General features: G+C 56.6%; 23 protein-coding genes. 10 read left to right on the top strand and 13 right to left on the bottom strand.

All coding sequences use genetic code 11. From position 1 onward, the window contains the following. Positions 1–351: 351 nt before the first annotated feature. Together PSES9_RS23310 and PSES9_RS25010 are read left to right on the top strand one after the other, a co-directional pair. A complete protein-coding gene (locus PSES9_RS23310) occupies positions 352–711 on the top strand; it encodes a hypothetical protein (RefSeq protein ID WP_010486636.1) in 360 nt (119 codons plus the stop codon). Positions 712–732: 21 nt separating this feature from the next. Beyond that, positions 733–909 (top strand): hypothetical protein, encoded by a 177-nt coding sequence (locus PSES9_RS25010; RefSeq protein ID WP_157998235.1) that lies wholly within the window; start codon positions 733–735, stop codon positions 907–909. A 43-nt stretch (positions 910–952) separates the two neighbouring features. On the opposite strand, the gene PSES9_RS0110295 is transcribed toward PSES9_RS25010, so the two are convergent. From PSES9_RS0110295 to PSES9_RS0110280, 4 genes are all read right to left on the bottom strand, one after another. Further along, positions 953–4,387 carry an SbcC/MukB-like Walker B domain-containing protein gene (locus PSES9_RS0110295; RefSeq protein ID WP_010486634.1) on the bottom strand — a complete coding sequence of 1,145 codons (3,435 nt, stop codon included), beginning with the start codon at positions 4,385–4,387 and terminating at the stop codon, positions 953–955. A 245-nt stretch (positions 4,388–4,632) separates the two neighbouring features. Next, positions 4,633–5,328: a ZIP family metal transporter gene (locus PSES9_RS0110290; RefSeq protein ID WP_010486632.1), complete on the bottom strand. Its 696-nt coding sequence runs from the start codon at positions 5,326–5,328 to the stop codon at positions 4,633–4,635. A 73-nt stretch (positions 5,329–5,401) separates the two neighbouring features. Then, complete coding sequence (sbcD, locus tag PSES9_RS0110285; RefSeq protein WP_010486630.1) at positions 5,402–6,616, bottom strand: exonuclease subunit SbcD; 1,215 nt, start codon at positions 6,614–6,616, stop codon at positions 5,402–5,404. A gap of 2 nt (positions 6,617–6,618) precedes the next feature. Further along, positions 6,619–7,041, bottom strand: coding sequence for an Lrp/AsnC family transcriptional regulator (locus PSES9_RS0110280; protein WP_029529483.1), 423 nt, complete (start codon positions 7,039–7,041; stop codon positions 6,619–6,621). A 183-nt stretch (positions 7,042–7,224) separates the two neighbouring features. Here PSES9_RS0110280 and yjeH point away from each other — a divergent pair, with 183 nt between their 5' ends. Next, positions 7,225–8,499: an L-methionine/branched-chain amino acid transporter gene (yjeH, locus tag PSES9_RS0110275; RefSeq protein ID WP_010486625.1), complete on the top strand. Its 1,275-nt coding sequence runs from the start codon at positions 7,225–7,227 to the stop codon at positions 8,497–8,499. Positions 8,500–8,563: 64 nt separating this feature from the next. On the opposite strand, the gene PSES9_RS0110270 is transcribed toward yjeH, so the two are convergent. Next, a complete protein-coding gene (locus PSES9_RS0110270; protein WP_010486623.1) occupies positions 8,564–8,851 on the bottom strand; it encodes an encapsulin-associated ferritin-like protein in 288 nt (95 codons plus the stop codon). Between the two features lie 239 nt (positions 8,852–9,090). Here PSES9_RS0110270 and PSES9_RS0110265 point away from each other — a divergent pair, with 239 nt between their 5' ends. Beyond that, positions 9,091–10,434 carry a TAXI family TRAP transporter solute-binding subunit gene (locus tag PSES9_RS0110265; protein ID WP_010486621.1) on the top strand — a complete coding sequence of 448 codons (1,344 nt, stop codon included), beginning with the start codon at positions 9,091–9,093 and terminating at the stop codon, positions 10,432–10,434. Between the two features lie 84 nt (positions 10,435–10,518). After that, on the top strand, positions 10,519–11,520 hold the full coding sequence (gene yejK / locus PSES9_RS0110260; RefSeq protein ID WP_010486620.1) for a nucleoid-associated protein YejK: 1,002 nt from the start codon (positions 10,519–10,521) through the stop codon (positions 11,518–11,520). 66 nt (positions 11,521–11,586) lie between these two features. Here yejK and PSES9_RS0110255 read toward each other — a convergent pair whose 3' ends face one another. The 8 genes from PSES9_RS0110255 to PSES9_RS0110220 all read right to left on the bottom strand — a co-directional run bounded on the left by PSES9_RS0110255 (position 11,587) and on the right by PSES9_RS0110220 (position 18,895). Further along, a complete protein-coding gene (locus tag PSES9_RS0110255; protein ID WP_010486617.1) occupies positions 11,587–12,522 on the bottom strand; it encodes a glutathione S-transferase family protein in 936 nt (311 codons plus the stop codon). 378 nt (positions 12,523–12,900) lie between these two features. Next, entirely contained in the window at positions 12,901–13,203 is a 303-nt protein-coding gene (locus PSES9_RS0110250) for a GIY-YIG nuclease family protein (protein WP_010486616.1), read from the bottom strand. A 3-nt stretch (positions 13,204–13,206) separates the two neighbouring features. After that, a complete protein-coding gene (pcsA, locus tag PSES9_RS0110245) occupies positions 13,207–13,917 on the bottom strand; it encodes a phosphatidylcholine synthase (protein ID WP_029529482.1) in 711 nt (236 codons plus the stop codon). Positions 13,918–14,069: 152 nt separating this feature from the next. Then, complete coding sequence (locus PSES9_RS0110240) at positions 14,070–14,543, bottom strand: nuclear transport factor 2 family protein (RefSeq protein ID WP_010486612.1); 474 nt, start codon at positions 14,541–14,543, stop codon at positions 14,070–14,072. 158 nt (positions 14,544–14,701) lie between these two features. Further along, positions 14,702–15,466 carry an amino acid ABC transporter ATP-binding protein gene (locus PSES9_RS0110235; RefSeq protein ID WP_010486610.1) on the bottom strand — a complete coding sequence of 255 codons (765 nt, stop codon included), beginning with the start codon at positions 15,464–15,466 and terminating at the stop codon, positions 14,702–14,704. 11 nt (positions 15,467–15,477) lie between these two features. Then, a complete protein-coding gene (locus PSES9_RS0110230; RefSeq protein ID WP_010486609.1) occupies positions 15,478–16,575 on the bottom strand; it encodes an amino acid ABC transporter permease in 1,098 nt (365 codons plus the stop codon). A gap of 9 nt (positions 16,576–16,584) precedes the next feature. After that, positions 16,585–17,769: an amino acid ABC transporter permease gene (locus tag PSES9_RS0110225; protein ID WP_010486607.1), complete on the bottom strand. Its 1,185-nt coding sequence runs from the start codon at positions 17,767–17,769 to the stop codon at positions 16,585–16,587. Between the two features lie 97 nt (positions 17,770–17,866). Further along, positions 17,867–18,895, bottom strand: coding sequence for an amino acid ABC transporter substrate-binding protein (locus PSES9_RS0110220; protein ID WP_010486606.1), 1,029 nt, complete (start codon positions 18,893–18,895; stop codon positions 17,867–17,869). Positions 18,896–19,381: 486 nt separating this feature from the next. Between PSES9_RS0110220 and PSES9_RS0110215 the strand changes: the two genes are divergently transcribed. The 5 genes from PSES9_RS0110215 to ppnN all read left to right on the top strand — a co-directional run bounded on the left by PSES9_RS0110215 (position 19,382) and on the right by ppnN (position 26,151). Continuing rightward, positions 19,382–20,050 (top strand): alpha/beta hydrolase, encoded by a 669-nt coding sequence (locus PSES9_RS0110215; RefSeq protein WP_010486604.1) that lies wholly within the window; start codon positions 19,382–19,384, stop codon positions 20,048–20,050. Positions 20,051–20,288: 238 nt separating this feature from the next. Beyond that, positions 20,289–21,395, top strand: coding sequence for a GGDEF domain-containing protein (locus PSES9_RS25280; RefSeq protein WP_029529481.1), 1,107 nt, complete (start codon positions 20,289–20,291; stop codon positions 21,393–21,395). Positions 21,396–21,713: 318 nt separating this feature from the next. Beyond that, positions 21,714–23,168 carry an ATP-dependent RNA helicase RhlB gene (gene rhlB / locus PSES9_RS0110205; RefSeq protein WP_010486601.1) on the top strand — a complete coding sequence of 485 codons (1,455 nt, stop codon included), beginning with the start codon at positions 21,714–21,716 and terminating at the stop codon, positions 23,166–23,168. A 246-nt stretch (positions 23,169–23,414) separates the two neighbouring features. Further along, entirely contained in the window at positions 23,415–24,455 is a 1,041-nt protein-coding gene (locus PSES9_RS0110200) for a hypothetical protein (RefSeq protein WP_010486599.1), read from the top strand. A 322-nt stretch (positions 24,456–24,777) separates the two neighbouring features. After that, complete coding sequence (ppnN, locus tag PSES9_RS0110195; RefSeq protein ID WP_010486597.1) at positions 24,778–26,151, top strand: nucleotide 5'-monophosphate nucleosidase PpnN; 1,374 nt, start codon at positions 24,778–24,780, stop codon at positions 26,149–26,151. The last annotated feature ends 40 nt before the right edge of the window (positions 26,152–26,191 follow it).

The raw sequence follows: 26,191 nt of genomic DNA, 5'->3' as shown, positions 1-26,191 counted from the left end.
TACATATGCTTATTTTTGGAATGGCAGATAGACGTTATTGCGATGTTTTGTGAGGTTTGCCCCACTTGTTGTTCTGATGAAACCGCTGGCCAGGGTTTCTGATCCAGCTCTGCACGCGACGACAGCAACCCAAACTTAAAGCGCGGATGATGATTTGTATAATATCAATTAGGCATTCATTGATACTTCTAAAGCATCGCTAAGTAATCCGTCATACGCTGCAGAATCCGTATCCAAAGACTTATGCAGCCAGCAGTCGCTTACAACGAGCCATCTGCTTTACTTCACAGGTGAACGACTCGCCATTTGCCGTTGGCATGCCCTTGGTTCAATGCTTTACAGGAGAGAGACATGAAGTGGAGCAAGTACATCCTCACATTCAGCCTGGCATTGATTTGCAGCACAGGATTTGCTGAGCAAAAAGCGTCCGCCGTGGTCGTCACCGGTAATGACTGGCTAAGTTCTTCAAGCAGTGAACGCCACGCCTTTATGATCGGTGTAACCAACATGCTGATCGCTGAAGCGGCCTACGCCAAAAAGCATGGTCTTGAGGCGCCACCCATGGGTGCCCAGATCGCCAACGGTGTCACTGGCCTGAAGCTGCCAGACATCGAGGCGCGCATCACCAATTGGTACCAAGCCAATCCGACTCAGCAGAGCGTGCCGGTAATGGGCGTGCTTTGGCAGGCAGTGGTCAAGGCTAAACACTGAGCCAATCAAGGAGTGAAGCAGATGAAGCGAATTTACTCGGTAACCGCAGCGTTGATATGCGCGACCTTCATTCTATCGGCATGCGCCACCGTGGCTGGCGGCATGATAGGCGGCGGTGTCGGCCGCATGGCGGGCGATGAAGATGCTGGACGCATGATCGGCGCCGGGATCGGCATGATGATCGACATCTCTGACTAACAGGTCGAACCGCTGTAGCGCTTGGCGCTACAGCGGTGTTTATCTAGACAGCAAAGCACTTGTCCAAGGTGCTGTGTCCCATGCCGACCCCCTTGTGCACTTTCAACTGCACAGGAATGCGCTCCTTGAGCGCCTCGACATGGCTGATCACGCCAATCATCTTGCCGCTGGCATTGAGGTTGTCCAGCGCATCAAGCGCGACCTCCAGCGTTTCGCCGTCGAGTGTGCCAAAGCCCTCATCGAGAAACAGCGAGTCGATGCTGGTCTTGTGACTGACCAGGTCGGACAACGCCAGCGCCAGCGCCAGGCTGACCAGAAAGCTCTCGCCGCCGGATAAGGTCTTGGTATCGCGCGCGACATCGGCCTGCCAGGTATCAATGACCTCAAGCTCCAACTCGCCCTGAGTCTTACGCCCCAACTGATAACGCCCGTGCAGGCGATCAAGCTGTTGGTTGGCCAAATAGACCAGATGATCAAGCGTCAGGCCCTGGGCAAACTTGCGGAATTTGGCGCCGTCGGCCGAGCCAATCAGGCTGTTGAGTTGCTGCCATAAGTCGAAATCGGCCTGCTGCGCACTGATCTGTGCAAACAGCTCTTGCTGGCTTTCACGGCGAGCATCGTCGCCTTGGAGCTGGGCACGAATCTCGCCCCGACGCTCGGTCAGGGCCTTGAGCTCACCATTGACTCTTTGCAGATCGATCGACAACTGCTCATCAGCGATCTCACTGAACAGTGTTGCCTGTTCGGTGGCTTGCAGCCTGCTCAAACGCTGCTCACAATCCTGCTCCAGCGCCTGCGCAGCAGTAATGTCGTGGGTCAGGCGCTGTAATAACTCGCGTAATGCTTGGCGTTTTTCATCATCGAGCACAGCAGCCAAGAACTCAGCCTCGTCAGCAAAGGGGCTGGCCGTCAGCGCAGCTTGCCAGGCCTGATTGTGCTGCAGTTGCTCCTGCTGCTCATCCTCGATTCGCTTGAGCACGGTTTGTAGCTGACCCTGTAGCTGATCGCGCTGCTGCTGGGCGGGTTGCCAGGCATTGTGCAAGCTGCGCAGCTGCTCTTGCGGTTGGGCAACGGGAGAGACCTCTGCACGATCATCTTCGCCTTGCTCGGCCCAGCGTTGTTGCCAGGTCTGCGCTTGTTCGCGGGCCTGCTTGAGCTGATGATGCTGCTCGTTTATCTGGCTAATGAGTTGCTGGTTCAGCTCTTGATCACTACGCCAATCCAGCCAGGCCTGCTGCTGTTCTTGCAGCCAGAGTTGTGGGTCCTCGGGCAAGGTCAAGCCTAATACATGCAAGCTGCTGCGCAGCTCGGCCAGACGCTTTGTATGTTCGGACTCGAGCTTTTGCAGCGTGCTAACACTGTCTTGCTGACGTTGCTGTTGATGGTTTTGCTGGGCCAGCAGCGTCTGGACCTGTGCGACACATTGGTTGACCTCGCGCTCAGCCTGCATCAACTGCTGAGCGCTATGCTGCGCAGCTTGCTTGAGTTGGTCGAGCTGGGCCAAACGCTGCTGTTGCTGCATCACTTGCTGATTATTCAACTGCTGCGCGGCAAGCACTTCACCGGCGTCGCCAAGTGCCTGGCCAAGCAGTTCGCAGCCTTGTTGCCAACGCTGATCACACTCGGCGATGGCTTGTTCAGCCGTGCCAATTTGCCCCTGTATTTGTTCGATTCGAGCCTTGGTCACTTCGAGCTTGGCACTCAAGGCTTCCCCTTTGGTGCGCACCTCATCTTGCTCAAGTTGCTTGGCCTGCAGTGCCTGTTCGGTTTCTGACAGGTTCAGCGCCTGGTATTCAGCAATCGCCGGGTGGCTGAGCGAGCCGCATAACGGGCATGCTTCGCCGGGCTGCAAGGCCGCTCGATAGTGCTCCAGCTGTTGAATGCGCTGCTCCTGCTCAAGCAGCTTTTGCTTATCGCTGATCTGCTGTTTGAGATCGACAAACTGAGTGCGCAGCACATCACGCTGCCGGTTCTGCTCCACCAGCTCTTGTTGCTGGGCGACGAGCTGTTCCTGTGCCTGGCGACGTTGCTCGACATGCTTGTGGCGCAGGCTTGCCAATACTTCGAGCTGCTCAAGTTGTCTGGCTTGATCCGCCAGTTGTTGCGATTGCTCACGCAACGCACTATCTGTCTGCCCGGCCAAAAGCGTATCGAGCTGTTGTTGCGCCAGCCTGGCGACTTGCTCTGCCTCGGCCAGGGATGCCTGGGCTGAGCTGAGCGCTGTCTGTCGCTGCTCCAACTCGCTGCTTAGCTGGCTCAACTGCTGGCTAATCTGCAATTGCCTGGATTGCTCTGCGCCATGCTCTTGCTGGCCTTGTTGCAGCGCTGCAAACTGCTGTTGCCAGGCATTGAGGTGCTCGCCCAACTGCGCACGCTGTGGCTGCGTGGCCAAACGCTGGGTAACTCGATCGGCACGTTGCTGCAAGGTATTCAGGGCCTGCTGCTCAATGTCCAGCAGTTGTTGGCTCAACCCGTGACCCTGCCATGCCTGCTGGGAAATCGACTGCACCACGGCGGCGTGCTCTTGGCCTAGTTGCCGGGCCAGTTGCTGGCTGGCATGCAATCGCTGGCTGACCTGCTGTTGCGCCAGATAAAGCGGCTGCAATTGAGCAGCTGGCTCGCTTGCGGTGAGTCGCTGCAGCTGTGGCTGGGCATCGATCAGCGCTTGTTGGGCAGCACCCGCTTGCTGTTTGGCACGTTGTAATTGTCCCTGCGCATTGAGCCTGGCTTCGCGCCATTGCTGCTGCGCCTGCAACCTCTGTTGCTCAGTCGCCAGGCGCTGCTCATCAAGGGTCAAGCGTGCAACCTCTTCGGCTAACACTGCGCGTTGATCAGGGCTGAGCAGCTCAACTCCTTCAGCCCTGGCCCGCAACTGATCTAGCACCACTTTCACTTCACGGGTTTGCTCGAATACGCGCTGTGAAATCTGCCCGTAGATGTCGGTGCCCGTAAGTTCTTCAAGCAACTCCGCGCGCTGGTTGGCATTGGCCTCAAGAAAAGCTGCAAAACCACCTTGGGCCAGCAACATCGACTTGGTGAAGCGCTCAAAGTCGAGACCGGTCAGACGCTCGGTTTCGCGCAGCTTTTCGTTGATCTTGTCGGTAATGATCTGCCCGCTGGCCATCTGCGCCAGCTCGACCTTCGGCGCCTGCAAGGCTCCATCGGCTTTATCGCGAGCCCGGCGCTGGCTCCAGAACGCCCGGTAACCAACTCCTTTAACCTCAAACTCAACCTCAGCCAAGCACTCAGCGGCATGCCGGGTCATCAACTCATTACTGCTGGCAGATACCGTATTCATCCGCGGCGTGCGGTGATACAACGCCAAACAGATAGCATCGAGCAAGGTGGTTTTACCCGCGCCAGTCGGCCCGGTAATCGCAAAAAGACCATTGTCCTTGAAAGGCTCAGCAGTGAAATCAACCTTCCACTCGCCCTTGAGGGAGTTGAGATTCTTGAGGCGCAGGCTAAGGATTTTCATGCAAGGGTCGCAGTCTGTAATAAGCGGCTATTCTGGCATTTTCGCAGGGTGTTTGCAGGGACATGCCCCAGCTATTTGCCCATCGATAAGGCTGCGCCTTGGCAGGCGGTTGTGTAAGCCAGTGTGGCCAAGCTTGGTGTTGTCGCACCCTACTTACTCAGGCCTCCACACTCCGCGTCAGGGGGGTGGCATAAGGCTTTGTTTAAAACCGGCGTTCTTAACTTGCGCTTCCCCTCGAGCTAAACCTACCCCAACTGGTCTAGAAACAGGGCCAAGACCAAGCCAATGGTGGTGGCTATCCCAGCCCAGTAGGCATCTTCTTTAAATGCCTTGGGGAATACCTCGGTTGCCAACGAAGCGACAACTGCACCGCCGGCAAAACACTTGATGAGGGCCAGAATGCTTTCGGGTACGTCGGTCATCAGCAGATTGCCGGCCAGGGCCGCAATGGAAAGTATGACTGCGGTTGCGGCCCACAAACCAAAGACCTTGGCTTTCGAGTGTCCGGACTTGGCCATTTCCTTGGCGCCGCCTGCCGCTTCGGGCAGGTTGGAGAGGAATATGGAGCCGGCCAGCGCGGCGACCTGCATCGGGCCACTGCCGATCAAAGCTACGCCCAGGGCCAGGTTCTCGGGGATACCATCGAGGGTGATTGCAGCTAGAAGCCCACCGCCGCTGTCTGAACCCCACTTCTTTTTCACCAGATAGGCCAACCCGGTAAAGACCGCCGCGCCTAGAAGGACAAAGGCAAAAACCGCCCAAAGCGGAGCCTTTTCGGTGGCAGGCTGGATCAGTTCCAATACCGCCGAAATAATCAGCGCGCCGCCCGCAACCGCAACGATAAAGCCTTCGAGCGCTTTTGAAAGCCTTCCGTAGATTCCCCACGCAGCACCGAGCAGCAAGGCTCCGGAAACAGCAAGGATGACGATGATGGTTAGCATAGGCCGGGGGCTCACTCTGAGTAATAAAGGTCTGACAGCTTCTTACTGCTGACCTCTACAACAACCAGCCGTTCTATTTCCCCTGCAATTGCTCCAGGGTTTGACGATACAACTCGGTCAACCTGAGCTGCTCTGACTTGTCCAATGTCTCGCTGCCCAGGCGCTGGGCGAAGACCTGCTCCGGGCTGAGTTCATCGAGGGTCTCCTTGGACTCGCTGAATAAACTGGCAGTGGTAGCGCCGCGTTCACGGCGGATGCGCAGCACCTCAACCGGCAAGCCCTCACAAAGTGTAGCGATCCGCGTTTGCAGGTCGCTCAGGTAGTCATCGGTGCTGACCTGGATCTCCAGCCACACAGGGCGCTCGCTGGAGCCTTGCTTTGCCGCATCGATAATGGCTGCTTGCAGCTCCTTGAGCGATCCTCGCAGCGACAACAATGGCTGCACGCGAGGCACCGCCAGCGCCGTGACCTGCTGTAGGCCATTGCCATCAAGCTCGACCAGCAGAACCTCCTTTTGTTGCCGGGCTTCATCGAAGCTCAACGCAATTGGCGAGCCGCAATAGCGGATATGCTCAAGCCCGGCGACTTTCTGCGGTCGGTGGATGTGCCCAAGGGCGATGTAGTCTGCCGCTGGAAACGCATTGGTTGGAAATGCCTCAAGCGCACCTACGTATATCTCACGCACCGACTCGCTGGCGCTGGCGCCGACCGTGGTCAGGTGACCCGTGGCAATAATAGGCACCTTGGCGCCCAGTTCTGCCTGCCTGGCCTGAGCCAAATCAAACAGCGCCTGGTAATGAGCGGCAATAGCCTGTTGCAGCGACAACTGCTTTTCAGCGGCACTTTGCCCTGCCTGGCTTTGCTGCACATCTCGCGGACGGATAAACGGGATTCCACAAAGCAGCGCGCCTGGCGTGCCATCGCGCTGGTTCAGCACCAGCAGTTGATCGACGATGTTTGTGCACACACCGGGAATGACCCTTGTATCGAGCTGCTCGAGCAAGGTTTTGCTCTCACCCAGCATCGCCACTGAATCATGGTTACCGCCCAGCACCACCAACTGGCAGCGGGTGCTGCGCAACTCGACGATAAAGCGGTTGTATTGCTCGCGGGCGTAACTCGGCGGCGCCCCGGTATCGAAGATGTCACCGGCGATAATCAGCGCATCGACCTGATGCTCCTGCACTTGCTCTATCAACCAGGAGCAAAACTGCTGATGCTCAAACTGGCGGGTCTTGCCCATGAAGTGCTGGCCAAGGTGCCAGTCGGATGTGTGCAAAATACGCATGCTCAGCTCATCACCCAGTCTTTGACTATTACGTGGGTTTTAACTTTTTGCATGCCTGGGTAGTTTTCGATTTCACCGCGTATTTCGCTGAATCGCTCCATGCTCGGTGCTTCGATATACACCAGCATGTCGGTTTCCCCGCTGATACCACTGCATCGGCGCACTTCACTGAAGACGCGCATGCGCTCAGCGTAGTTCTCGCAACGCCCGCCGCTGTAGAACAGCTCGAGATAGGCCTTGACCGCCACGGCGCTCGGTTCGGCCAAGCGTGCGTGATAGCCGAGGATAGTGCCGTTGTTTTCGAGTTGGCGGATACGTTCACTCACCGCTGAGCGCGAAAGGTTTATCTCCCGCGCTATCTGGCTGACGGATAAACGCGCATCTGCGCGCAACAGCGAAATGATCTGTTGATCAAATTTGTCCACTTCAAACATCCCAGGCATACAGGTTGACGACTATTTCCGCCACTTTGACGGCAACTACCGCCATTTCGAGCGAAGCTTAACGCGGCCCGCCAATTTATTATTAAGGCGCCTCCAAGCGGCTCTAGACAGCACCTGTTAGCATGCCGCGCCAGCGCCCGATGATTCGCCACCAGAGCATAACGCATGAGCCGCCTAAACCAAGAACTAAGCCTGCTACAAGGTATCGGATTACTCAGTACGTCACTGCTGGGAACGGGAATATTCATTATCCCTGCGCTGGCCGCGACCAGTGCCGGGCAGGCATCGCTTTGGGCATGGTTGATACTGATTGTGCTGGTTTTACCGGTGGCCTTTACCTTCGCCCAGCTCGGGCGTCACTTCCCCCATGCAGGCGGTGCGCCGCACTTGATTGGCAGGGCATTTGGTGCGCGCATGGAGCGCGTCAGTGCCTTGCTGTTCCTGGCGGTTTTACCCGTGGGCTTGCCGGCCGCACTGAATATTGCCAGCGGCTTCTGGCAAGCATTGTTCGACCTTGATAGCAGCCAGTTGTTGATGGTCCAGCTCGGCACGCTAGGCCTGATCCTGCTGCTCGGCCAACGCCCGGCAAAAGCCTCGGGCATGATCCAAAGCCTGATCGCCATGGCCATTATCCTGACCATTGGCTATATCTGGTGGGCCGGCGACTTGCCGCGCAGCAGCCAGCCGCTGCTACCACAAAACAGCGACTGGAGCTTGATACCCGTCGCGCTTGGCGTGATGTTCTGGTGCTTTGTCGGCATCGAGGCCTTCACCCACATGGGGGAAGAATTCAAGAACCCGCAGCGCGACTTTCCAATCGCCCTGCTGCTTGGGGTCTTGCTGGCGGGCCTGGTCTATTGGGCCTGCTCGGTCGCGGTGCTGAGCTTCGAGGTGTATGGCAACGTCAATACCGATGCCAGCTCACTGCCTCGCATGCTTGATCTACTGGCAGGTGACAAGGCCCGCTGGATCAGCGCCATCATCGGTTACCTGGCCTGTTTCGCCTCGATGAATGTCTATATCCAGGGTTTTTCACGGCTGATCTGGAGCCTGGCTGACGAGCAAAAACTGCCGGCCGGTCTGGCCCAGCGCAATAGCCACGGCGTACCCAGTCGTGCCTTGCTCTTGGTGGTCCTGGTCTGCGCCATTTGCGCTACGTTGGCATGGAGCCTGTCAATTTCGATAGACCAGCTTATCCGCTACGCCAACGGTAACTTTATCCTTATCTACCTGTTGAGCATGGCGGCAGGCTGGCTGTTGCTCAAGGGCATCTGGCGTTGGCTCGCAGGCTTCAGCGCAGTACTTTGCACAATAGTGCTGGCGTTTCTCGGCATCGATGCCGGCTACGCGGTCGGCTTGCTGGCCATGCTGCTGGTGATAGACAAACTAAACAGCTGGCGGCTTGGACTGGCTGCAAAAAAAGCCATGATTCACCCATGACAGAGGCTGGCTGATCCACCAAGGTCGCCACCATGACGGCCTTGGCGTGAAGACTCAGACGGGCTTATTTATGAGCGATGGTCTTAGTGGTGAACAGGTAATCCTTGAGCTCATCATTGAGCACGGGGTCGCGGCGCCGGATCCATTCAAGCACCATGGCCGCATGCTCCTTTTCTTCGTCACGGTTATGAATCAGGATGGCCCTGAGTTCATCATCCTTGCAGGCATCGACCCGCTGGTTGTACCAGTCAACCGCTTCAAGCTCCTCCATCAGTGAAGTAATCGCACGGTGCATATCGCGGGTTTCATCGGACAGTTCGCCGATGGGCTCGTGATAACCTTCATTCGACATATTCATCTCCAGATCAGGCACCGAATCCACGGTGTTCATAGGGCACATTGTGGCTGTGCTTGCAATAAGCACAGCCACACGCGCTTTTACCTTATAGCAGTTTCCCGCCTTATGCTCGGCCTCAACCACCGCAACAGCCGTTATTCAGAACAGCGCATTTGCTAAATTCACCCACTCATATTTAGCCCTGAGCGCCGCTAGGCTCTATCCTGATAAAGGATCTTTTATAAGGACGCACCATGCCCCGCTTTTTGAATGACCTGAAAATAATGATTTTGGCCAATTTCTGGGTGGTGCCGGTATTAGGGCTATTGGTCGGGGCGGTGTTTTACTTCGTGTCCCCACCGCCGCCGCTAAGCGCGACCATGGCCACAGGCGCCGAAGGCGGGGCTTACCGGATATTTGCCGAGCGCCTCAAGGATGAGCTGGCAAAAGAAGGCTTTGAACTGAAGCTAATGCCCAGCAACGGCTCGCGGGATAATATCGAAAAGCTACTGGATGAAGACTCAGGCATACAGATCGCGCTGGTGCAAAGTGGTCTGGAACGACAACTTGCGCCTGAACAACGCGAGCAACTGCAAACGCTGGGCGCGGTTTATCACGAACCGCTTTGGTTGTTTTATCGCAGTGACATCAATCTTGATCGTATCGCAGACCTGCTGCCTCTGCGCCTGGCGCTTGGCAGCCAGGGCAGCGGTACGCAAGCGGCGACCGAGGCGATCCTTACAGCCAACGCCATCCGCCCTGAGCAGTATCCCCAGACCTGGCAAAACATCAGTGGCAGCAAAGCCGCAGAAGCGCTGCTTAATGATGATCTGGATGCCGTCTTCTTGGTTGGCCCGGCAGAAAACGATAACGTGCAAAAGCTGGCGGCGGCCCCAGATATTGCCCTGGCCAACTTTCGCCGGGCTGATGCCTATGAAGCGCGCCTGCCCTTCTTTAACCGCCTGACCGTGGGCGAAGGCCTGCTCAACCTGGCCAATAACGCGCCATCACGCGAAGTGGTAACCCTGTCGCCAGTTGCGACATTGGTGGTCAATGATGACTTCAACCCAGGCTTGGTTGCCTTGTTTCTCGAGGCCAGCCGCGAAGTGATGAAAAGCGGGACCTTGCTGGATAAGGCCGGCCAATTCCCGAGCGCTGAGCCACAGACCTTTAAACTTTCCAGCGATGCTGAACATTACTACAAAAACGGTTTGCCACTGCTGCAACGCTATTTACCCTTCCGCGTGGCCTCGCTGGCTGATCGCTATATTATCCTGCTGATTCCATTGCTGGTCGTGCTCTTTCCGTTGTTCAAGGCAGTGGGCCCGCTTTACCGCTGGCGAATCCGGGCACGGATCTACCGCTGGTACAAATACCTGCGTGAAATCGACCGGCAGTTGGATAAAGGCAGTTTGCCTGAGCATTTGGACGCCGAAATCGAGCGCCTTGATCAACTGCAGGACGAGCTGGCCAGCGTTGATGTACCGCTGTCTTACTCCAACGAACTCTATGACTTGCACGTACATCTGCGCTATGTAATCGAGCGCCTGCAAACCCTGCAAAAGCGTCGCCAGCAGAGCGAGGAGTCAGCCGGTTAATCAGGTAAACTACCGTTCATTCGCGAGGGCTGCTGGCCAGGTCACAGCCCCGCTACCCCGTATTTGATTTTCAAGAGAATACTCATGCCGATCCGCCATAGCATCGTCCACCTGATCGACAAAAAACCTGATGGCACGCCCGCCATTCTCCATGCCCGTGAAACCGAGCTGGGCGCCTCGCAAGCGATCGAGAATATGCTGGCCGATCTCAACGACAGCTATAACGCCAAGCAAGGCAAGGCCTGGGGCTTTTTCCACGAGGAGTCCGGAGCGTTTCCCTTCAGCGGTTGGCTCAAGGAATACCTGGACGACAGCCAGGACTTCACCGGCTTTACCCGCAAGGCGGTCGAGCACCTGCAAAAACTGATGGAAGAATCAAACCTGTCAGTCGGTGGCCACGTATTGTTCGCCCACTACCAGCAAGGCATGACCGACTACCTGGCCATTGCCCTGCTCCACCACAGTGAAGGCGTTGCGGTAAATGACGAGCTGGATGTCACGCCAGCCAAGCACCTTGACCTTGGGCAACTGCATCTGGCCGCACGGATCAACATCTCCGAATGGCGCAACAACGCCAACTCCAAGCAATACATCTCGTTTATCAAAGGCAAGAATGGCAAGAAGGTTTCGGAGTACTTCCGTGACTTTATTGGCTGCCAGGAAGGGGTCGATTCACCCAGCGAAACACGCACGCTGCTCAAGGCTTTCAGCGATTTCGTGGAAAGCGAGGATCTGCCAGAGGAGCAGGCGCGTTCAAAGACCGATACCCTGGTTGATTATGCTACCAGCCAGGCCAAGATCGGCGAACCCATGACCCTTGAAGCACTGTCCGGCCTGATCGATGAAGAGCGTCCCAAAGCCTTCTATGACCACATTCGCAATAAGGACTACGGCCTGTCACCTGAAATTCCGGCAGACAAACGCACCCTCAGCCAATTCCGGCGTTTTACCGGCCGCGCTGAAGGCTTGTCGATCAGCTTCGAGGCGCACCTGCTGGGCTCGAAGGTTGAATATAACGAGGAGCAGGACACGCTGATTATCCGCAACCTGCCGACCCAGCTGACCGATCAGCTCAAGCGCCGGTAGGGTGCGAAAATGGCGGACAGAAAAGCGTTGTCCGCCCTACCTCCAAGTACGCCAAGCTTGTCCTGGTTATGCAGCGTTGATCTTGAACCCCAGGCGCGGAAAGTGAACGTGAACAGTGCCCGCACGCGGGTCTTCGCGGCGCAGGATCAGTTCTTCACGGCCACAGAACAGCAGTTCACCTTCGACAGGATCAACCCCGTAGTCAACGGCGCTGATGCTAACCTGCTGGCCCGGCTTGAAGCCGTTTGGATCAACAAAGTCTTCATCCGGCAGCGCAGCTGGGGTCGCATCGCGAGCGACGCTAATCGCATCTTCGCTCTTCATTTCGCTCAACGAGCCATGGCCCATGCCAAGTACACGGCCCAGCCATGCGGCGACGTCCGGGTAATCATCCACCAGGGGCGAGGTCACGGGCGTGCCACGCAAGAACCACAGAGGATGCGCCATCGAGAAGTCTGCGATACAGGCTTCGCCGAACAGGAAATCCCCCTCGCTACTCGCCAACTGCTGCTGCAAACGCTGCATCAGTGCAGGCCACTGGTGAGCGGCCTGCTGGGCTGGCAAGCGCGTAGCCAGGCCACCATCAAACAGGGTCGAGCGGTCGGCCACAAATGCCTTGAGAAATTCGGGTGGCAGCTTGCCGAAACGCGCGGCAATCGACTCGGGCTGGAACACCAGGCTCACGGCATGCAGGAACACCACGGAGTCAGCCCACTGGGCAAAACTGCTGGCAGTGAATTCTGCCCCTTGCGGGAATAACGCAGGCGTGGCCTTTTCAGCCTCGAGACGACGCGCGATAAGCGCCGTGTCGCAATAAATATCAGCACCAACCTGTAGCACCGGCGTCTTGCGATAACCGCCAGTCAGCGCGGTCAAATCAGGTTTCGGCATAATCGGAGGTATCATCACCGAACGCCAGGAGAGCTGCTTGAAGCCCAGCATCAAGCGCGCTTTTTCGGCGAATGGCGATGTAGGGTAGTGGTGCAGGATCAACTCGTGCATGGTGGTCTCCGCTGAGGAATTTCTGAAAAACGACTGCGTTCGATACTACTGGGACAGCCCATGCCGCGTTAAAAAATGGCTCACAGCCTTTAGGCTGAACGCATTTTAGTGGAAGTCCTTGCTGCGACTCCAAATGGGCGAGCAAGGCGAAACAAATGCTCATTTAGACCACTAGAGCCGAGCGCGAACTCGGTCGCTTTTTCGCATTTTTTACTCGCTGGCGCTCGCCCATCGGGCCGCCTTAGGCTGCTACTCCCGTTGGCCGTTGCGCATGCCCCGATCATCGCTCGCGATCTTTTCAGAAGATTCCTGATTATTGGTAGACCACTAGCTTACGCGCCGAACGCCCAGGCGCCTAATACCCAGGCCACAACTCGCTTAAGTTGATAGCACAGCATCAGCCAAGGCGATAACGGCCTGATGGCCTTTGACCAGGCTTTCCTTGGCCGCCTTGTTGAGTTTTTTTATCGCCCGTTCGCGGCGCAAAGCCTCGCCCTTGTCGGCGCAAGCCTCGGTATAGACCAATGCTTGAGCCGGGCTGGAAAAGAAAAAGCGCGCGCCTTTGCCACTTTGGTGTTTGGCAAAACGTCGCTGGGGATCATCACTGATACCACAATACAAGGCGCCGTTCTGCGCCCTGACCAGATACACCGACCAGGTTTTATCAGGCACTGCGGTCATCTGTCAGCGCAACCACTCACGTAAGGTGCGCCAAACGCAAACCGCCACGAAATACACCGAAGACACTGCCCATAACGCCATCAACCAGGCCGGTGCCTGTGGATACTGCAGTATCAGCAGCAAGCAACAGAGCATCCAGATCAGGGTCATGGTGATATTGACTGGCATGAACTCCTTGACCCGGAACGGGTGCAGGAACTTCATGGTGCTCAGGGTCAGTGCCGAAAGCACAAGGATGCAGGCTACGCTCATCCAAGGCGTGACATCGAGTAGATACAAATACACGATGACCACGTTCCACGCCGCCGGAAAGCCAACAAAGTAATTGTCCTGGCTCTTCATGTTGACGTTGCAGAAACAGAATAATGACGACAGCAGGATCAAGCCGACAGCCAGCAGCGGGGTGTACTCAGGCAAGGGGACGAAGCGATAGATGAAAATCGCCGGGATAAACACATAGGTCAGGTAATCGACGACCAGGTCGAGGGTCGTGCCATCAAACTGCGGCAGCACGGTTTTAACGTCGTACTTGCGCGCCAAAGTGCCGTCGAGGCCATCAACCAGCAGCGCCAGCCCAAGCCAGAGCAACGAGGCCCGGGGATTACCATCAAGCACAGCGAGCAGGGCTAACAGTGCCAGGATCACACCGCTGGCGGTCATTGCATGAACACCCCAAGCCTTGGCCTGAGCCAGTCGCAACAGCAATCCTTGCATGGTCGGTTCTCTCAGTGGCGCGGTTTTATTCATGGCAGTAAGTTTCTCACAGCGTGGTGGCCTGTCAGTTCAGGCCAATGCATATCAGACCGAAAACCTGTCCATTATGTTCCACTTTATCCCCTGGCCGCATAAAACTTCAGGTTGCGCCGTTATGTCCGCGCGGCCTGAAACTGCGCCAGCCCCTTGGCTGCCTGGCCGCGAATAGCCTTGTGCACCAGGGGTGTCCAGCCCAGTAGTCGCCCCTTGAGACCCAAGGCCTGGGCAGCCCAGCGCCAAAGGTCAAACTGGTCACGATGTTCGACTATCTTGCCATCGGCGAACTTGAAATGGGCGTTGATACGATTGACCACGGTGTTACCCGTCGGGCTGAACACATAGGTTGCCACCCACTGCGCACTACCCCGCTGTTCGTCGGCCTGGATATTATCGAAGCTCAAGCTGAAGTCCGTGGCGCGCTGAGTCAGCATGCGCCACATATCAACGGCATCTTCGCCGCGCAAATCGGGAAATACCGGGTCGCTAAAGCGCACATCACTTGCGTAGCAGTTCGCCATGGCTTCGGCATCGAGTTGCTGGAAAGCAGTATAAAAATCTTGAATGAGTCGGCCGTTGGCAGGATTCATTGGGTAATTGTCTCCATGATTCTTATTAGACTAGCCCGAAGTCCGTATTAATGCCCATGGTCAGATTGACCAGTAGCGATGTATAAATCCTTGCCTCGACTGGCCGCGCGACTCACAAAAAAGGGAGCCATAAGGCTCCCTTGTCAAGGCACTGACGATCAGTGCAGGATCTGGCTGAGGAACAACTGGGTCCGCTCGTTCTCCGGGTTGGTGAAGAACTTGTCGGGTTCAGCCTGTTCGACGATCTCACCCTTGTCCATAAAGATCACACGGTTGGCCACCGTACGCGCGAAACCCATTTCGTGGGTCACGCAGAGCATGGTCATGCCGTCTTCGGCGAGGCCGATCATGGTGTCCAATACTTCCTTGACCATTTCCGGATCAAGGGCCGAGGTAGGCTCGTCGAACAGCATGATTTTTGGCTTCATGCACAAGGCACGGGCAATGGCCACACGCTGCTGCTGGCCGCCCGACAACTGTCCGGGAAACTTATTTGCCTGCTCCGGAATGCGTACACGCTCCAGATAGTGCATGGCGATTTCCTCTGCCTGACGCTTGGGCATCTTGCGAACCCACATCGGCGCCAGGGTGCAGTTCTGCAGCACGGTCAGGTGCGGAAACAGGTTGAAGTGCTGGAACACCATTCCCACTTCGCGGCGGACCGCTTCAATCTGCTTGAGATCATGGGTCAACTCGGTGCCATCAACGACGATACGCCCTTGCTGGTGTTCTTCCAGGCGGTTCAGGCAACGAATGGTCGTCGACTTGCCCGAGCCAGAAGGCCCGCACAGGACGATACGCTCACCCGACTTGACATCGAGGTTGATGTCTTTGAGCACATGGAATTGGCCATACCATTTATGTACGCCCTGCATCTGGATCATGCTTTCCACAGCTTCAGGCTTTTTAATTGCTTCACTCATCTGACTCGCTCCTAACGCTTGTGGCCAGTGTCCAACTTGCGCTCCAGATGCATGGAGTAGCGGGACATACCAAAACAGAAAATCCAGTAAACCAAGGCTGCAAACACGTAGCCCTCTGTCGACATACCAAGCCATGCCGGGTCTGTGGTCGCTTGCTTAATGCTGTTGAGCAGGTCAAACAGGCCAATGATGATGACCAGGCTGGTGTCCTTGAACAGGGCGATAAAGGTGTTGACGATACCGGGAATGACCATCTTCAGCGCTTGCGGCAGAATCACCAGGCCCATCATGCGCCAATCCCCCAGCCCCATCGCCGCAGCCGCTTCGTATTGCCCCTTAGGAATGGCCTGCAGGCCGCCCCGCACCACTTCCGCGATGTAGGCCGACTGGAACAGGATCACCCCGATCAAGGCACGCATCAGCTTGTCGAAGCTCATGCCTTCGGGCAGGAACAACGGCAACATGACCGAGGACATAAACAGCACGGTGATCAAGGGCACGCCGCGCCAGAACTCGATGAAGGTCACGCAGATAACCCGGATGGCCGGCATTTCCGAACGACGTCCAAGCGCCAGCAGGATCCCCAGCGGCAAAGCGCCAGCAATCCCCACGGATGCAATCACCAAGGTCAGCATCGAACCGCCCCAGCGGCTGGTGGGCACGGTTTCCAAACCGAAGTGACCGCCATGCAACAGCACGTAGGCCAGGATTGGATAGACCACCAGGAAGCCCAGGCCATACATGGCCTTGCGCGGCATTTGCGGTACGAACAAGGGGGCTGCGCCGATAATCGCCGCCCACAGCGTCAAGTCAACGCGCCAACGCAGTTCGGTTGGGTAGAAGCCATACATGAATTGGCCAAAACGCTGCTGGATAAACACCCAACAAGCGCCATCGCTGGTGCAGTCGGCGCGGGTTGTACCGACCCAGTCAGCACTGAAGAACGCCCAATCTAGCAATGGCGGGATCATCAGCCAGATCAAGTACACCGCAACAATGGTCAACAGGGTATTGGGTACGCTGGAGAACAGGTTGCTGCGCAGCCAGCCAAGCGCGCCGACGCTCAGGCGTGGAGGCGGTAAATCAGGTTTGAAGGTATGAGTTTGCATGGCTGCTCCTTACCGCTCGATCAGCGCAATGCGCTTGTTGTACCAGTTCATGAACAGCGAAATGCTGATGCTGATCGCCAAGTACACGCTCATGGTGATGGCGATGACCTCAATAGCCTGCCCTGTCTGATTCAGGACCGTACCGGCAAACAGCGAGACCATGTCCGGATAGCCGATACCGGCTGCCAGGGACGAGTTCTTCGCAAGGTTGAGGTACTGACTGGTCAGCGGCGGAATGATCACCCGCAGCGACTGAGGAATAACCACCAGGCGCAGGATCTTCCCGGCTGGCAATCCCAGCGAGCGAGCCGCTTCGGTCTGCCCATGGTTTACCGCCTGGATGCCCGAACGGACGATTTCAGCAATAAAGGCCGCGGTGTAGATCGTCAGTGCCAGGGTCGAGGCAATCAGCTCGGGAATCATTACCCAGCCGCCACGGAAGTTGAAACCCTTGAGTTCCGGGATCTGCCACGACAATGGGTTACCCCACAACACGATGGTCAAGCCCGGGATCACCAGCAGCATTGCCAGCGAGGTCAACAGCAGTGGAAACGGCTGACCGGTTTTCTCAAACCGTGCACGCCCCCAGCGAACCATGAAGACGATCGCCACAATGGTCAGGACCAAGGCAATCAGGAAGGGGGTAAATGCATCCGTTGCCGAAGGCGAAGGCAGGTACAGGCCCCGGTTGTTGATAAAGAACATGCTGCCAAATTCAAGGCTCTGCTTCGGGCTCGGCATGGCCAGCATGACCGCGAAGTACCAGAAGAAAATCTGCAGCAGTGGTGGGATATTACGGAAAGTCTCGATATAGATGGTCGCCAGCTTGTTGACCAGCCAGTTGGGCGACAGCCGGGCGATACCCAGGATAAAGCCAAGCAAGGTTGCACCGACGATACCAATGCCCGATACCAGCAGGGTATTGAGCAAGCCGATGACAAAGACCCGGCCGTACGAATCGCTTTCCGTATATTCGATCAGGTGTTGGGCGATACCAAAGCCGGCGCTGTTGTTGAGGAACGAAAAGCCGGAGGTAATACCGCGTTTATCCAGATTGGTCTGGGTGTTGTCAAACAAGAACCAGCCGAGCGCCACGACAGCGATAACGGCAAGAATTTGGAATATCCACGCACGCACCTTAGGGTCAGTCCAGACGGAGCCCTTGGGGTGAGAGGCATTTGCACTAGTTTGCATATAAGCCCTCTTGGAACACCCACACCCGCATCAGCGGGCATGGGGTTCACATCATCAGAACCATGCCCACATCCAGAACAGATGTGGGCACTGACGGTCAGCGCACTGGTGGTGCGTACTGGAGACCACCTTTGTTCCACAGGGCGTTGAGGCCGCGCTCGATCTTCAGATCGCTACCGGCACCGACGTTACGGTCAAAGCTTTCACCGTAGTTACCCACTTGCTTGACGATCTGCACTGCCCAGTCTTTCGGCAGTTTCAGGTCTTTACCAAACTCACCCTCGGCACCCAGCAGACGAGCGATGTCCGGGTTCTTGGTGGATTTAGCCATTTCTTCTACGTTTTTCGAAGTGATGCCCAGCTCTTCGGCGTTAACCATGGCGAACAGCGACCAACGCACGATGTCGAACCACTCTTCGTCACCCTGGCGAACCACAGGACCCAAAGGCTCTTTGGAGATGACTTCCGGAAGCACTACATACTCATCCGGAGCGGCCAGCTTGATACGCTGTGCGTACAGCTGCGACTGGTCAGAGGTCAGCACGTCGCAACGGCCAGCTTCAACCGACTTGGCGCTTTCGTCAGAAGTATCGTAAGTGATTGGGGTGTACTTCATGCCGTTGGCACGGAAGTAGTCGGACAGGTTCAGCTCAGTGGTGGTACCGGCCTGGATACAAACGGTTGCACCATCGAGTTCCTTGGCGCTGGAAACGCCCAGTTTCTTGTTAACCAGGAAACCCTGGCCGTCATAGTAGTTGACGCCAGCGAAGTTCAGGCCCAGGCCTGCATCACGAGAGCTGGTCCAGGTGGTGTTACGCGAAAGCACATCAACCTCACCGGATTGCAGCGCAGTGAAGCGCTCTTTAGCAGTCAGTGGGCTGTATTTGACTTTGGTTGCGTCACCGAAAACAGCTGCAGCAACTGCACGGCAGACGTCAACGTCGAGGCCCAGGTAGTTACCCTTGGCATCTGCGTACGAGAAGCCAGGCAACCCGTCACTGATACCGCACTGTACAAACCCCTTTTTTTGTACAGCATCCAGCGTTGCGCCCGCTTGAGCAAAGCCACTGACACCGAGAACAGTCGCGGTAGTCAGAATAGCCAGAGTGGATTTCACCATCTTCATTAAAAACCTCCAGTTGCTTTTGTTGTGTTGGAGTCTCAGCCCTACCACCGTACCCTTGTGGGGTGAGTCAATTACGTTGGCAGCGACGCAATTAACCACGGATTGAGCATTAGCGCGAGTTATGTTGCCGTTTTTTCAATCGGCTTTGAACTTGCGCACGTTGATCGATAGATCGAACGTGAGACGGATAGCAATTTGCTCATCACCAAAAAAACTGCTTCTGGCGAACCTTTTGGAAACCCGGATCAAATTGGCTTCCCGTCTGTTCTGCATCCGGCAACAATACCTAAAAGTGTTACTGCCACCGGACAACATCCCCAGTCCGGTTGGATGTAGCAAACCTCGTACCAGCACCGTGCCACTAGCACGATAAAGGCAGGTCAATAGCAAAACTTGCAACCTTGCGACATCTAATTCAGAGAATAGCCACTATCTAAAGTTTAGCTCGCACCAATTTAGAGCCTAAGCACCACCATGGAGCCAAACATGAGCGAACCCTTGATTCTTCAGCCCACACACGCACCGGATTCGTGCGTAATCTGGTTGCACGGTTTGGGCGCAGATCGCTACGACTTCCTGCCTGTCGCCGAAGCATTGCAACAGGTTCTACCCACGACTCGCTTCGTGCTTCCCCAGGCACCAACGCGAGCCGTGACTATCAACGGCGGCTTCGAAATGCCCAGTTGGTATGACATTTTGGCAATGAGCCCGGCCCGAGCGATCAACCGCGAGCAACTGGAAGCCTCGGCACAACAGGTCATAACCTTGATAGAAGCGGCCCGCGACAGTGGAATTGACCCCAAGCGGATATTCCTGGCCGGTTTTTCACAGGGTGGCGCAGTGGTTTACCACGCCGCCTTTATGCGTTGGGCCGGGCCACTCGGCGGGGTGCTGGCGCTCTCGACCTATGCTCCCGGCTTTGCCGAAGACCTCGACCTTGAGCAAGATAAACAGCAATTGCCGGTTTATTGCCAACACGGCAGCCACGATGATGTGGTGCTGCCAAGCATGGGGCGCGCAGCCTATGACTGGCTGAAAAGCAGAGGATGCGACCCAAAATGGCAGGAATACCCAATGGCACACGAAGTGCTGCCTCAGCAAATCCATGACATAGCTAGCTGGCTGAGCGCGCAATTGGGTAACCGGGCGCCCTAGAGCGCGGCCCCGTCAATATTCCGCTTAGCCTGAGTTCGGCAATCGCCAGCCGGCCCGTATAGCCATTCAGTAAGTGCGCGCCCAGCCCTTTGCTGGCGCAGCATGCCGCTGGTCGGCTGGCAAAGTACATCAGGCGTTCTTGGCTAATCTGTCCATAGGAATGACAAGATCGACTCATCACGCGGGGAGCGCTAGGGATGTGTTGGGTTATATGGGCCTGCGCCTACAGGTGGCCCCAGTGAAACCAGCTCACTGGCAAGCCGAAACGCAGCATCTGGATAAGCTGCGCCTGTTCGACAAGGTGGCGCTAAGCAATATCGAGCAATTGCTTAAAGAGTTCCTGGCCTACGACATCGATGCCGGAGAAATCCTGCTGTCGCCGACAACCCGCAACCAATATCTATATGTGCTCGTCAGTGGCCAGCTCGAAGTCTACCTGGGCTCACTCGAAAACCAGCCAGTGAGCACTTTATATGTCGGCGACTGTGCTGGCGAAATCAGCTTCATTGACAACGACCACCCCTGTGCATTCGTAATGGCCAGCCAACCCAGCCGGGTGCTACGACTGCATCGCGCTTCACTGGTCAACTTATTCCAGCACTCCCCCCAACTCATGCAGAACCTGCTTGAACTACTGTGCCAGCGGGTTCGCCAGGGCAACCGCACCATCCTCAGCAGTGAACAACACGCCAATATCGACACCCTTACCGGCACCTTCAACCGCCGCTGGCTGGAGCATGTGTTTGAACGAGAAGCCACGCGCTGTGCCTTCAATGAGCAACCTTTCAGCTTGCTGATGCTCGATGTTGATCACTTCAAGGACTACAACGACCAACATGGTCACCTGGCGGGGGACTATGCACTACGCATGGTCGCGCAGACACTGACCGACCAACTGCGAAAAAAGGACAGCCTGGTTCCCTACGGCCGCCCCCAGCCCCCCCCCCCACCCCCCCCCCCCCCGATCCTCGCCCCCCATCCCTCCAACCCCTACAACGACCAACATGGTCACCTGGCGGGGCACTATGCACTACGCATGGTAGCGCAGACACTGACCGACCAACTGAGAAAAAAGGACAGCCTGGTTCGCTATGGCGGCGAAGAGTTCGTCATTTTATTGCCTGAGATGGGTATCGACGAAGCACTGCGCATCGCTGAACGCCTGCGTTTGAGCTTGCAGGCTGTCTCGATCTTTTATTCCCCCATGGGCCCGCTGCCCGGCGTTACCGTATCCATAGGCTTGTCATCAAATTGCAGCCAGGACACCTTGCAAAGCATGCTCACCCGGGCTGACAGCGCGCTCTATAAGGCCAAGCAGCAAGGACGCAACTGCCTGCGCCACTAAGGCATGGCTTAAAAACGACTGCGCTCGATATTGCTGGGGCAGCCCTCGCTGGGGCAGCCCTTGCTGCGACCCCAAAGGGATGAGCAAAGCAAATCAAATGCTCATTGAGACCAACTAAGTCGAGCGCGACCCCGGTCGCTTTTTCGCATTTATTGCCCTGCCCTATCTTCGCTCGCTCCCCTTATCAGGAGTATCCCTAAAGCCAATCCGCCCATGAATAGGCGGCTTGCCAACAGCAAACGGCTGTGGCACTTCGCCGCGCCGTGTTCTTGCTTTACACTGGCGCAGTTCACTCCTTAACCAATTGACGAGATGACCGTGCTCAAAGCACTAAAGAAAATGTTCGGCAAAGCCGACGGCGAGCAGCCAAGCCCAGTAAGTCAGCCAGCTGCGCCACTTGATACTGCACCAGTCAACACCGGCCGCAACAGCAAAGCACGCGATAAAAACCGTGACTCAAGCAAAGCAAAGGCTGACGCAACTGGTGCGAAGCCAGCCCGCAATGACGCCTCTAAAGCGACAAGGCCACGCCGCGAGCGAGCCGCCAAACCGGTTGATAACTGGAAACTCAGCGATTTCGTGGTTGAGCCCGCTGAAGGCAAAACACGCTTTCACGATTTCAACCTCACCCCAGGCCTGATGCATGCCATTCACGACCTTGGGTTTCCGTACTGCACGCCAATCCAGGCTGGGGTTCTGGGTTATACCCTGAGCGGCCAGGATGCTATCGGTCGCGCCCAGACCGGTACAGGTAAAACCGCAGCATTCCTGATCTCGATCATCACCCAGTTGCAGCAGACCCCTCCGCCGAAAGAGCGCTACATGGGCGAGCCACGCGCGCTGATCATCGCCCCAACCCGCGAGCTGGTCGTGCAGATCGCCAAGGATGCCCAGGACCTGACTAAATACTGTGACCTCAATGTCATGAGTTTTGTCGGCGGCATGGATTTCGATAAACAACTGAAGCTGCTGGAGTCGCGCTACTGCGACATCCTCGTGGCAACGCCTGGGCGCCTGCTTGATTTCAATCAGCGCGGCGAGGTTCACCTCGACATGGTTGAAGTGATGGTGCTCGATGAAGCCGACCGCATGCTCGACATGGGCTTTATCCCACAGGTTCGGCAAATCATTCGCCAGACCCCGATGAAAGGCGAGCGGCAAACCCTGCTGTTCTCGGCAACCTTCACTGAAGATGTCATGAACCTGGCCAAGCAATGGACCACCAATCCGGCGATTGTCGAGATCGAACCGGAAAGCGTGGCCAGTGATACGGTCGAGCAACACGTTTATGCCGTTGCCGGCAGCGATAAATACAAGTTGCTGTACAACCTGATCGCGCAGAACGACTGGATTCGGGTGATGGTCTTCGCTAACCGCAAGGACGAGGTACGGCGAATTGAAGAGCGCCTGACGCGCGACGGCATCAGTGCCGCGCAAATGTCGGGAGATGTCCCGCAGCACAAGCGGATCAAGGTGCTTGAAGGCTTTCGTGAAGGCAAAATCCGCGTTCTGGTGGCAACCGATGTGGCTGGCCGCGGTATTCACGTTGACGCCATCAGCCACGTGATCAACTTCACCCTGCCCGAAGACCCGGACGATTATGTTCACCGCATCGGCCGAACAGGCCGTGCTGGCACCAATGGCACTTCGATCAGCTTTGCCGGCGAAGATGACGCCTACGCGCTGCCGCCAATCGAGCAACTACTGGGTCGCAAGATTTCTTGTGAAATGCCACCCCATGAACTGCTAAAGCCGGTGCCCCGCAAAGGTTAGGCCGCACAGTTGAAACAGGCGAAGCCCAACAGCTTCGCCTTTTTTGTGCCTGCAACAAACCCAGCGTTGTCATACAAACTGTAGGGCGGGTGACGCTTTTACCGCCCACCATTAAACGACCATCAAAATCGCAGGCAGATGCCGGTCATTGCACCTATGGTCGCTTGAGTCATGGTGTACAAGCTGCGCGTTGACCATCCTGCGCGCTAGTCTTGAAGCAATTAAATTGCGGAAATGGAGTCCCAAATGCGCCTGACACTAGAGCCCGCCGATCTGCGCAACGCCGTCGCTGCTGGAGTGCTTGCCCCCGGCCAAGACGCGGCATTGCTGAATTTTTTACAGCAGCAACATCCTGAACGGGCCAGTTTTCAACTGGCACACGTCGCCTACTACCTTGGCGCCATGTTGATCATCGGGGCCATGGGCTGGCTGCTGACCGAAGCCTGGATGAACATTGGCGAAGGCGCGCTGCTGCTATTCAGTGCGGCCTACATGCTGTTCTTTACCCTGTGTGGCCGCAGCATGTGGCAACGCGGCCAGCAAATTCCCGGTGGTTTGCTCGGGGCCGTGGCCGTCAGCATGACACCGCTGTTGATATTTGCACTGCAACACCTGATGGGCTGGTGGCCGCAGGATGACGGCCTGGGCAACTACGACGCCTATTACCGATATGTACAAGGCAGTTGGCTGGTGATGGAAGCCGGCACCCTGGTTGTTGGCCTGTTGATGCTACGCCTGCTGCCCTTCCCCTTTATTGTCATGCCGATTGCGCTGGCGCTGTGGTTTATGTCGATGGACCTGACCGAACTGCTGTTCAGCGATAGCTTCAACTGGGAGCAACGTCGCTGGACCTCGCTATGGTTTGGCCTGCTGGTGTTGCTGGGCAGTCTTTGGGTTGATGGTCGCACCCAGCGTGACTATGCATTCTGGGGATATCTGGCAGGCTTGTTGGCGTTCTGGGGCGGCCTGAGCCTGATGGACAGCAACAGCGAGCTGGGCAAAGCCTTGTATTGCCTGATCAACCTCGGTTTGATGGCCGTTGCCGTGCTACTGCGGCGTAGCCTGTTCATGATCTTTGGCGGGCTTGGAGTCGCCGCCTATCTCGGCCATTTATCCTATGAAGTCTTTGCGGACTCGCTGCTGTTCCCGATCATCCTTAGCCTGATTGGCCTTGCGGTCATTGGTTTGGGCCTGATGTACCAAAAGCGTCGGGATGCATTTAGCGCCCAACTTCGCAGCAAGATACCCACAAGTTGGCAGAACTTCCTCCCCGCTTTACGCCGCTAGGGCGCAGTGCAAAACGCCCGGCTAAAAGCCCCTGGCCAGATGAACTGCGTCGCCATGGCTTATCCATGCAGGCCGGCTTGCAAAGCAAGCGGCCAAATTGTGCAAAAAGTGAGCTAAATACTTGAGCCAGCGGATATTTTTCATTCAAGGGGTTTCGCTTAGCCCTGCGTCGTTGTAGAAAAGACTATGCCTTGCACATTCTTACCCGCCTGTTCTGCCTTGAGCGCTGTGCAAGCGCTCAAGGCAGAACAGGCGCGGGCATCAAATTTTCAGACGCCTGTGGCAGTTGTGAGTCCACGGGGTCGCACTAAAGGAGCCAAGAATGGCCCAACGAAACGTAATAAATGCCTCCGTAAGCCCGAAGGGCAGCCTCGAAACCCTCTCTCAGCGGGAAGTCCAGCAACTCAGTGAAGCCGGCTCAGCCAGCATCTACAAACTGTTTCGCCAGTGTGCACTGGCTATCCTCAACACCGGTGCCCATATCGACAATGCCAAGACCATTCTCGATGCCTACCAAGACTTTGAAGTCCGCATCCACCAACAGGATCGCGGTGTCCGCCTGGAACTGCTCAACGCCCCGGCCGATGCATTCGTTGATGGCGAGATGATCGCCAGCACCCGGGAAATGTTATTCAGCGCCCTGCGCGACATCGTCTATACCGAGAATGAACTCGACAGCCAGCGCATCGACCTGAGCAGCTCGGAAGGCATCACCGACTATGTGTTTCACCTGCTACGCAACGCCCGCACCCTGCGTCCGGGGCTGGAACCGAAAATGGTCGTGTGCTGGGGCGGTCACTCGATCAATACGGACGAATACAAGTACACCAAGAAAGTCGGCCACGAACTGGGCCTGCGCAGCCTGGATATCTGCACCGGCTGTGGCCCCGGCGTGATGAAGGGCCCGATGAAGGGCGCGACTATCGCCCATGCCAAGCAGCGTATCAATAACAGCCGTTACCTGGGTTTGACCGAGCCAGGCATCATCGCCGCCGAAGCCCCGAACCCGATCGTAAACGAGCTGGTGATCATGCCGGACATCGAAAAGCGCCTGGAGGCCTTCGTTCGCGTGGGTCACGGCATCATCGTCTTCCCGGGCGGCGCTGGCACGGCGGAAGAGTTTCTGTATTTGCTGGGTATCCTGATGCACCCGGACAACAGCGAACTGCCCTTCCCGGTCATTCTCACCGGCCCCAAGAGCGCCGCAGCCTTTATCCAGCAACTGCATAGCTTTGTTGGCGCGACCCTGGGCGAGCAGGCGCAGAGCCACTACAAGATCATCATCGACAACCCGGCGGAGGTCGCCCGTGAAATGACCGCGGGCCTCAAAGCGGTAAAACAGTTCCGCCGCGAACGCAATGATGCATTCCACTTCAACTGGCTGCTGAAAATCGACGAAAGCCTGCAACGTCCGTTCGATCCGACACACGAGAACATGGCCAGCCTGCAATTGAAACGAGATCTGCCCGCCCACGAGCTGGCCGCCAACCTGCGCCGGGCGTTCTCCGGGGTAGTTGCCGGCAACGTTAAGGACAAGGGCATTCGCTTGATAGAAGAGAAAGGCCCATACCAGATTCATGGTGACAAGGCCGTTATGCAACCGCTGGACGAGTTACTACAGGCATTTGTCGATCAGCACCGCATGAAACTGCCAGGTGGCGCCGACTACGTGCCCTGCTACCGCGTCGTCAAGTAAGCCGGCACGCAGGCTGTCGGGCACTAAACGCTCGACAGCC

The sequence above is a fragment of the Pseudomonas sp. S9 genome (assembly GCF_000222125.1).
GTDB classification, from domain to species: domain Bacteria; phylum Pseudomonadota; class Gammaproteobacteria; order Pseudomonadales; family Pseudomonadaceae; genus Aquipseudomonas; species Aquipseudomonas segetis.
This window is presented reverse-complemented; position numbering and strand designations above follow the sequence as displayed.

What these genes read in the sequence shown, in the direction of transcription:
- PSES9_RS23310 (WP_010486636.1), top strand. Translation starts at nt 352, where the DNA reads ATGAAGTGGAGCAAGTACATCCTCACATTCAGCCTGGCATTGATTTGC.
- PSES9_RS25010 (WP_157998235.1), top strand. Translation starts at nt 733, where the DNA reads ATGAAGCGAATTTACTCGGTAACCGCAGCGTTGATATGCGCGACCTTC.
- PSES9_RS0110295 (WP_010486634.1), bottom strand. Translation starts at nt 4,387, where the DNA reads ATGAAAATCCTTAGCCTGCGCCTCAAGAATCTCAACTCCCTCAAGGGC.
- PSES9_RS0110290 (WP_010486632.1), bottom strand. Translation starts at nt 5,328, where the DNA reads ATGCTAACCATCATCGTCATCCTTGCTGTTTCCGGAGCCTTGCTGCTC.
- sbcD (WP_010486630.1), bottom strand. Translation starts at nt 6,616, where the DNA reads ATGCGTATTTTGCACACATCCGACTGGCACCTTGGCCAGCACTTCATG.
- yjeH (WP_010486625.1), top strand. Translation starts at nt 7,225, where the DNA reads ATGAGCCGCCTAAACCAAGAACTAAGCCTGCTACAAGGTATCGGATTA.
- PSES9_RS0110270 (WP_010486623.1), bottom strand. Translation starts at nt 8,851, where the DNA reads ATGTCGAATGAAGGTTATCACGAGCCCATCGGCGAACTGTCCGATGAA.
- PSES9_RS0110265 (WP_010486621.1), top strand. Translation starts at nt 9,091, where the DNA reads ATGCCCCGCTTTTTGAATGACCTGAAAATAATGATTTTGGCCAATTTC.
- yejK (WP_010486620.1), top strand. Translation starts at nt 10,519, where the DNA reads ATGCCGATCCGCCATAGCATCGTCCACCTGATCGACAAAAAACCTGAT.
- PSES9_RS0110255 (WP_010486617.1), bottom strand. Translation starts at nt 12,522, where the DNA reads ATGCACGAGTTGATCCTGCACCACTACCCTACATCGCCATTCGCCGAA.
- PSES9_RS0110250 (WP_010486616.1), bottom strand. Translation starts at nt 13,203, where the DNA reads ATGACCGCAGTGCCTGATAAAACCTGGTCGGTGTATCTGGTCAGGGCG.
- pcsA (WP_029529482.1), bottom strand. Translation starts at nt 13,917, where the DNA reads ATGCAAGGATTGCTGTTGCGACTGGCTCAGGCCAAGGCTTGGGGTGTT.
- PSES9_RS0110240 (WP_010486612.1), bottom strand. Translation starts at nt 14,543, where the DNA reads ATGAATCCTGCCAACGGCCGACTCATTCAAGATTTTTATACTGCTTTC.
- PSES9_RS0110235 (WP_010486610.1), bottom strand. Translation starts at nt 15,466, where the DNA reads ATGAGTGAAGCAATTAAAAAGCCTGAAGCTGTGGAAAGCATGATCCAG.
- PSES9_RS0110230 (WP_010486609.1), bottom strand. Translation starts at nt 16,575, where the DNA reads ATGCAAACTCATACCTTCAAACCTGATTTACCGCCTCCACGCCTGAGC.
- PSES9_RS0110225 (WP_010486607.1), bottom strand. Translation starts at nt 17,769, where the DNA reads ATGCAAACTAGTGCAAATGCCTCTCACCCCAAGGGCTCCGTCTGGACT.
- PSES9_RS0110220 (WP_010486606.1), bottom strand. Translation starts at nt 18,895, where the DNA reads ATGAAGATGGTGAAATCCACTCTGGCTATTCTGACTACCGCGACTGTT.
- PSES9_RS0110215 (WP_010486604.1), top strand. Translation starts at nt 19,382, where the DNA reads ATGAGCGAACCCTTGATTCTTCAGCCCACACACGCACCGGATTCGTGC.
- PSES9_RS0110200 (WP_010486599.1), top strand. Translation starts at nt 23,415, where the DNA reads ATGCGCCTGACACTAGAGCCCGCCGATCTGCGCAACGCCGTCGCTGCT.
- ppnN (WP_010486597.1), top strand. Translation starts at nt 24,778, where the DNA reads ATGGCCCAACGAAACGTAATAAATGCCTCCGTAAGCCCGAAGGGCAGC.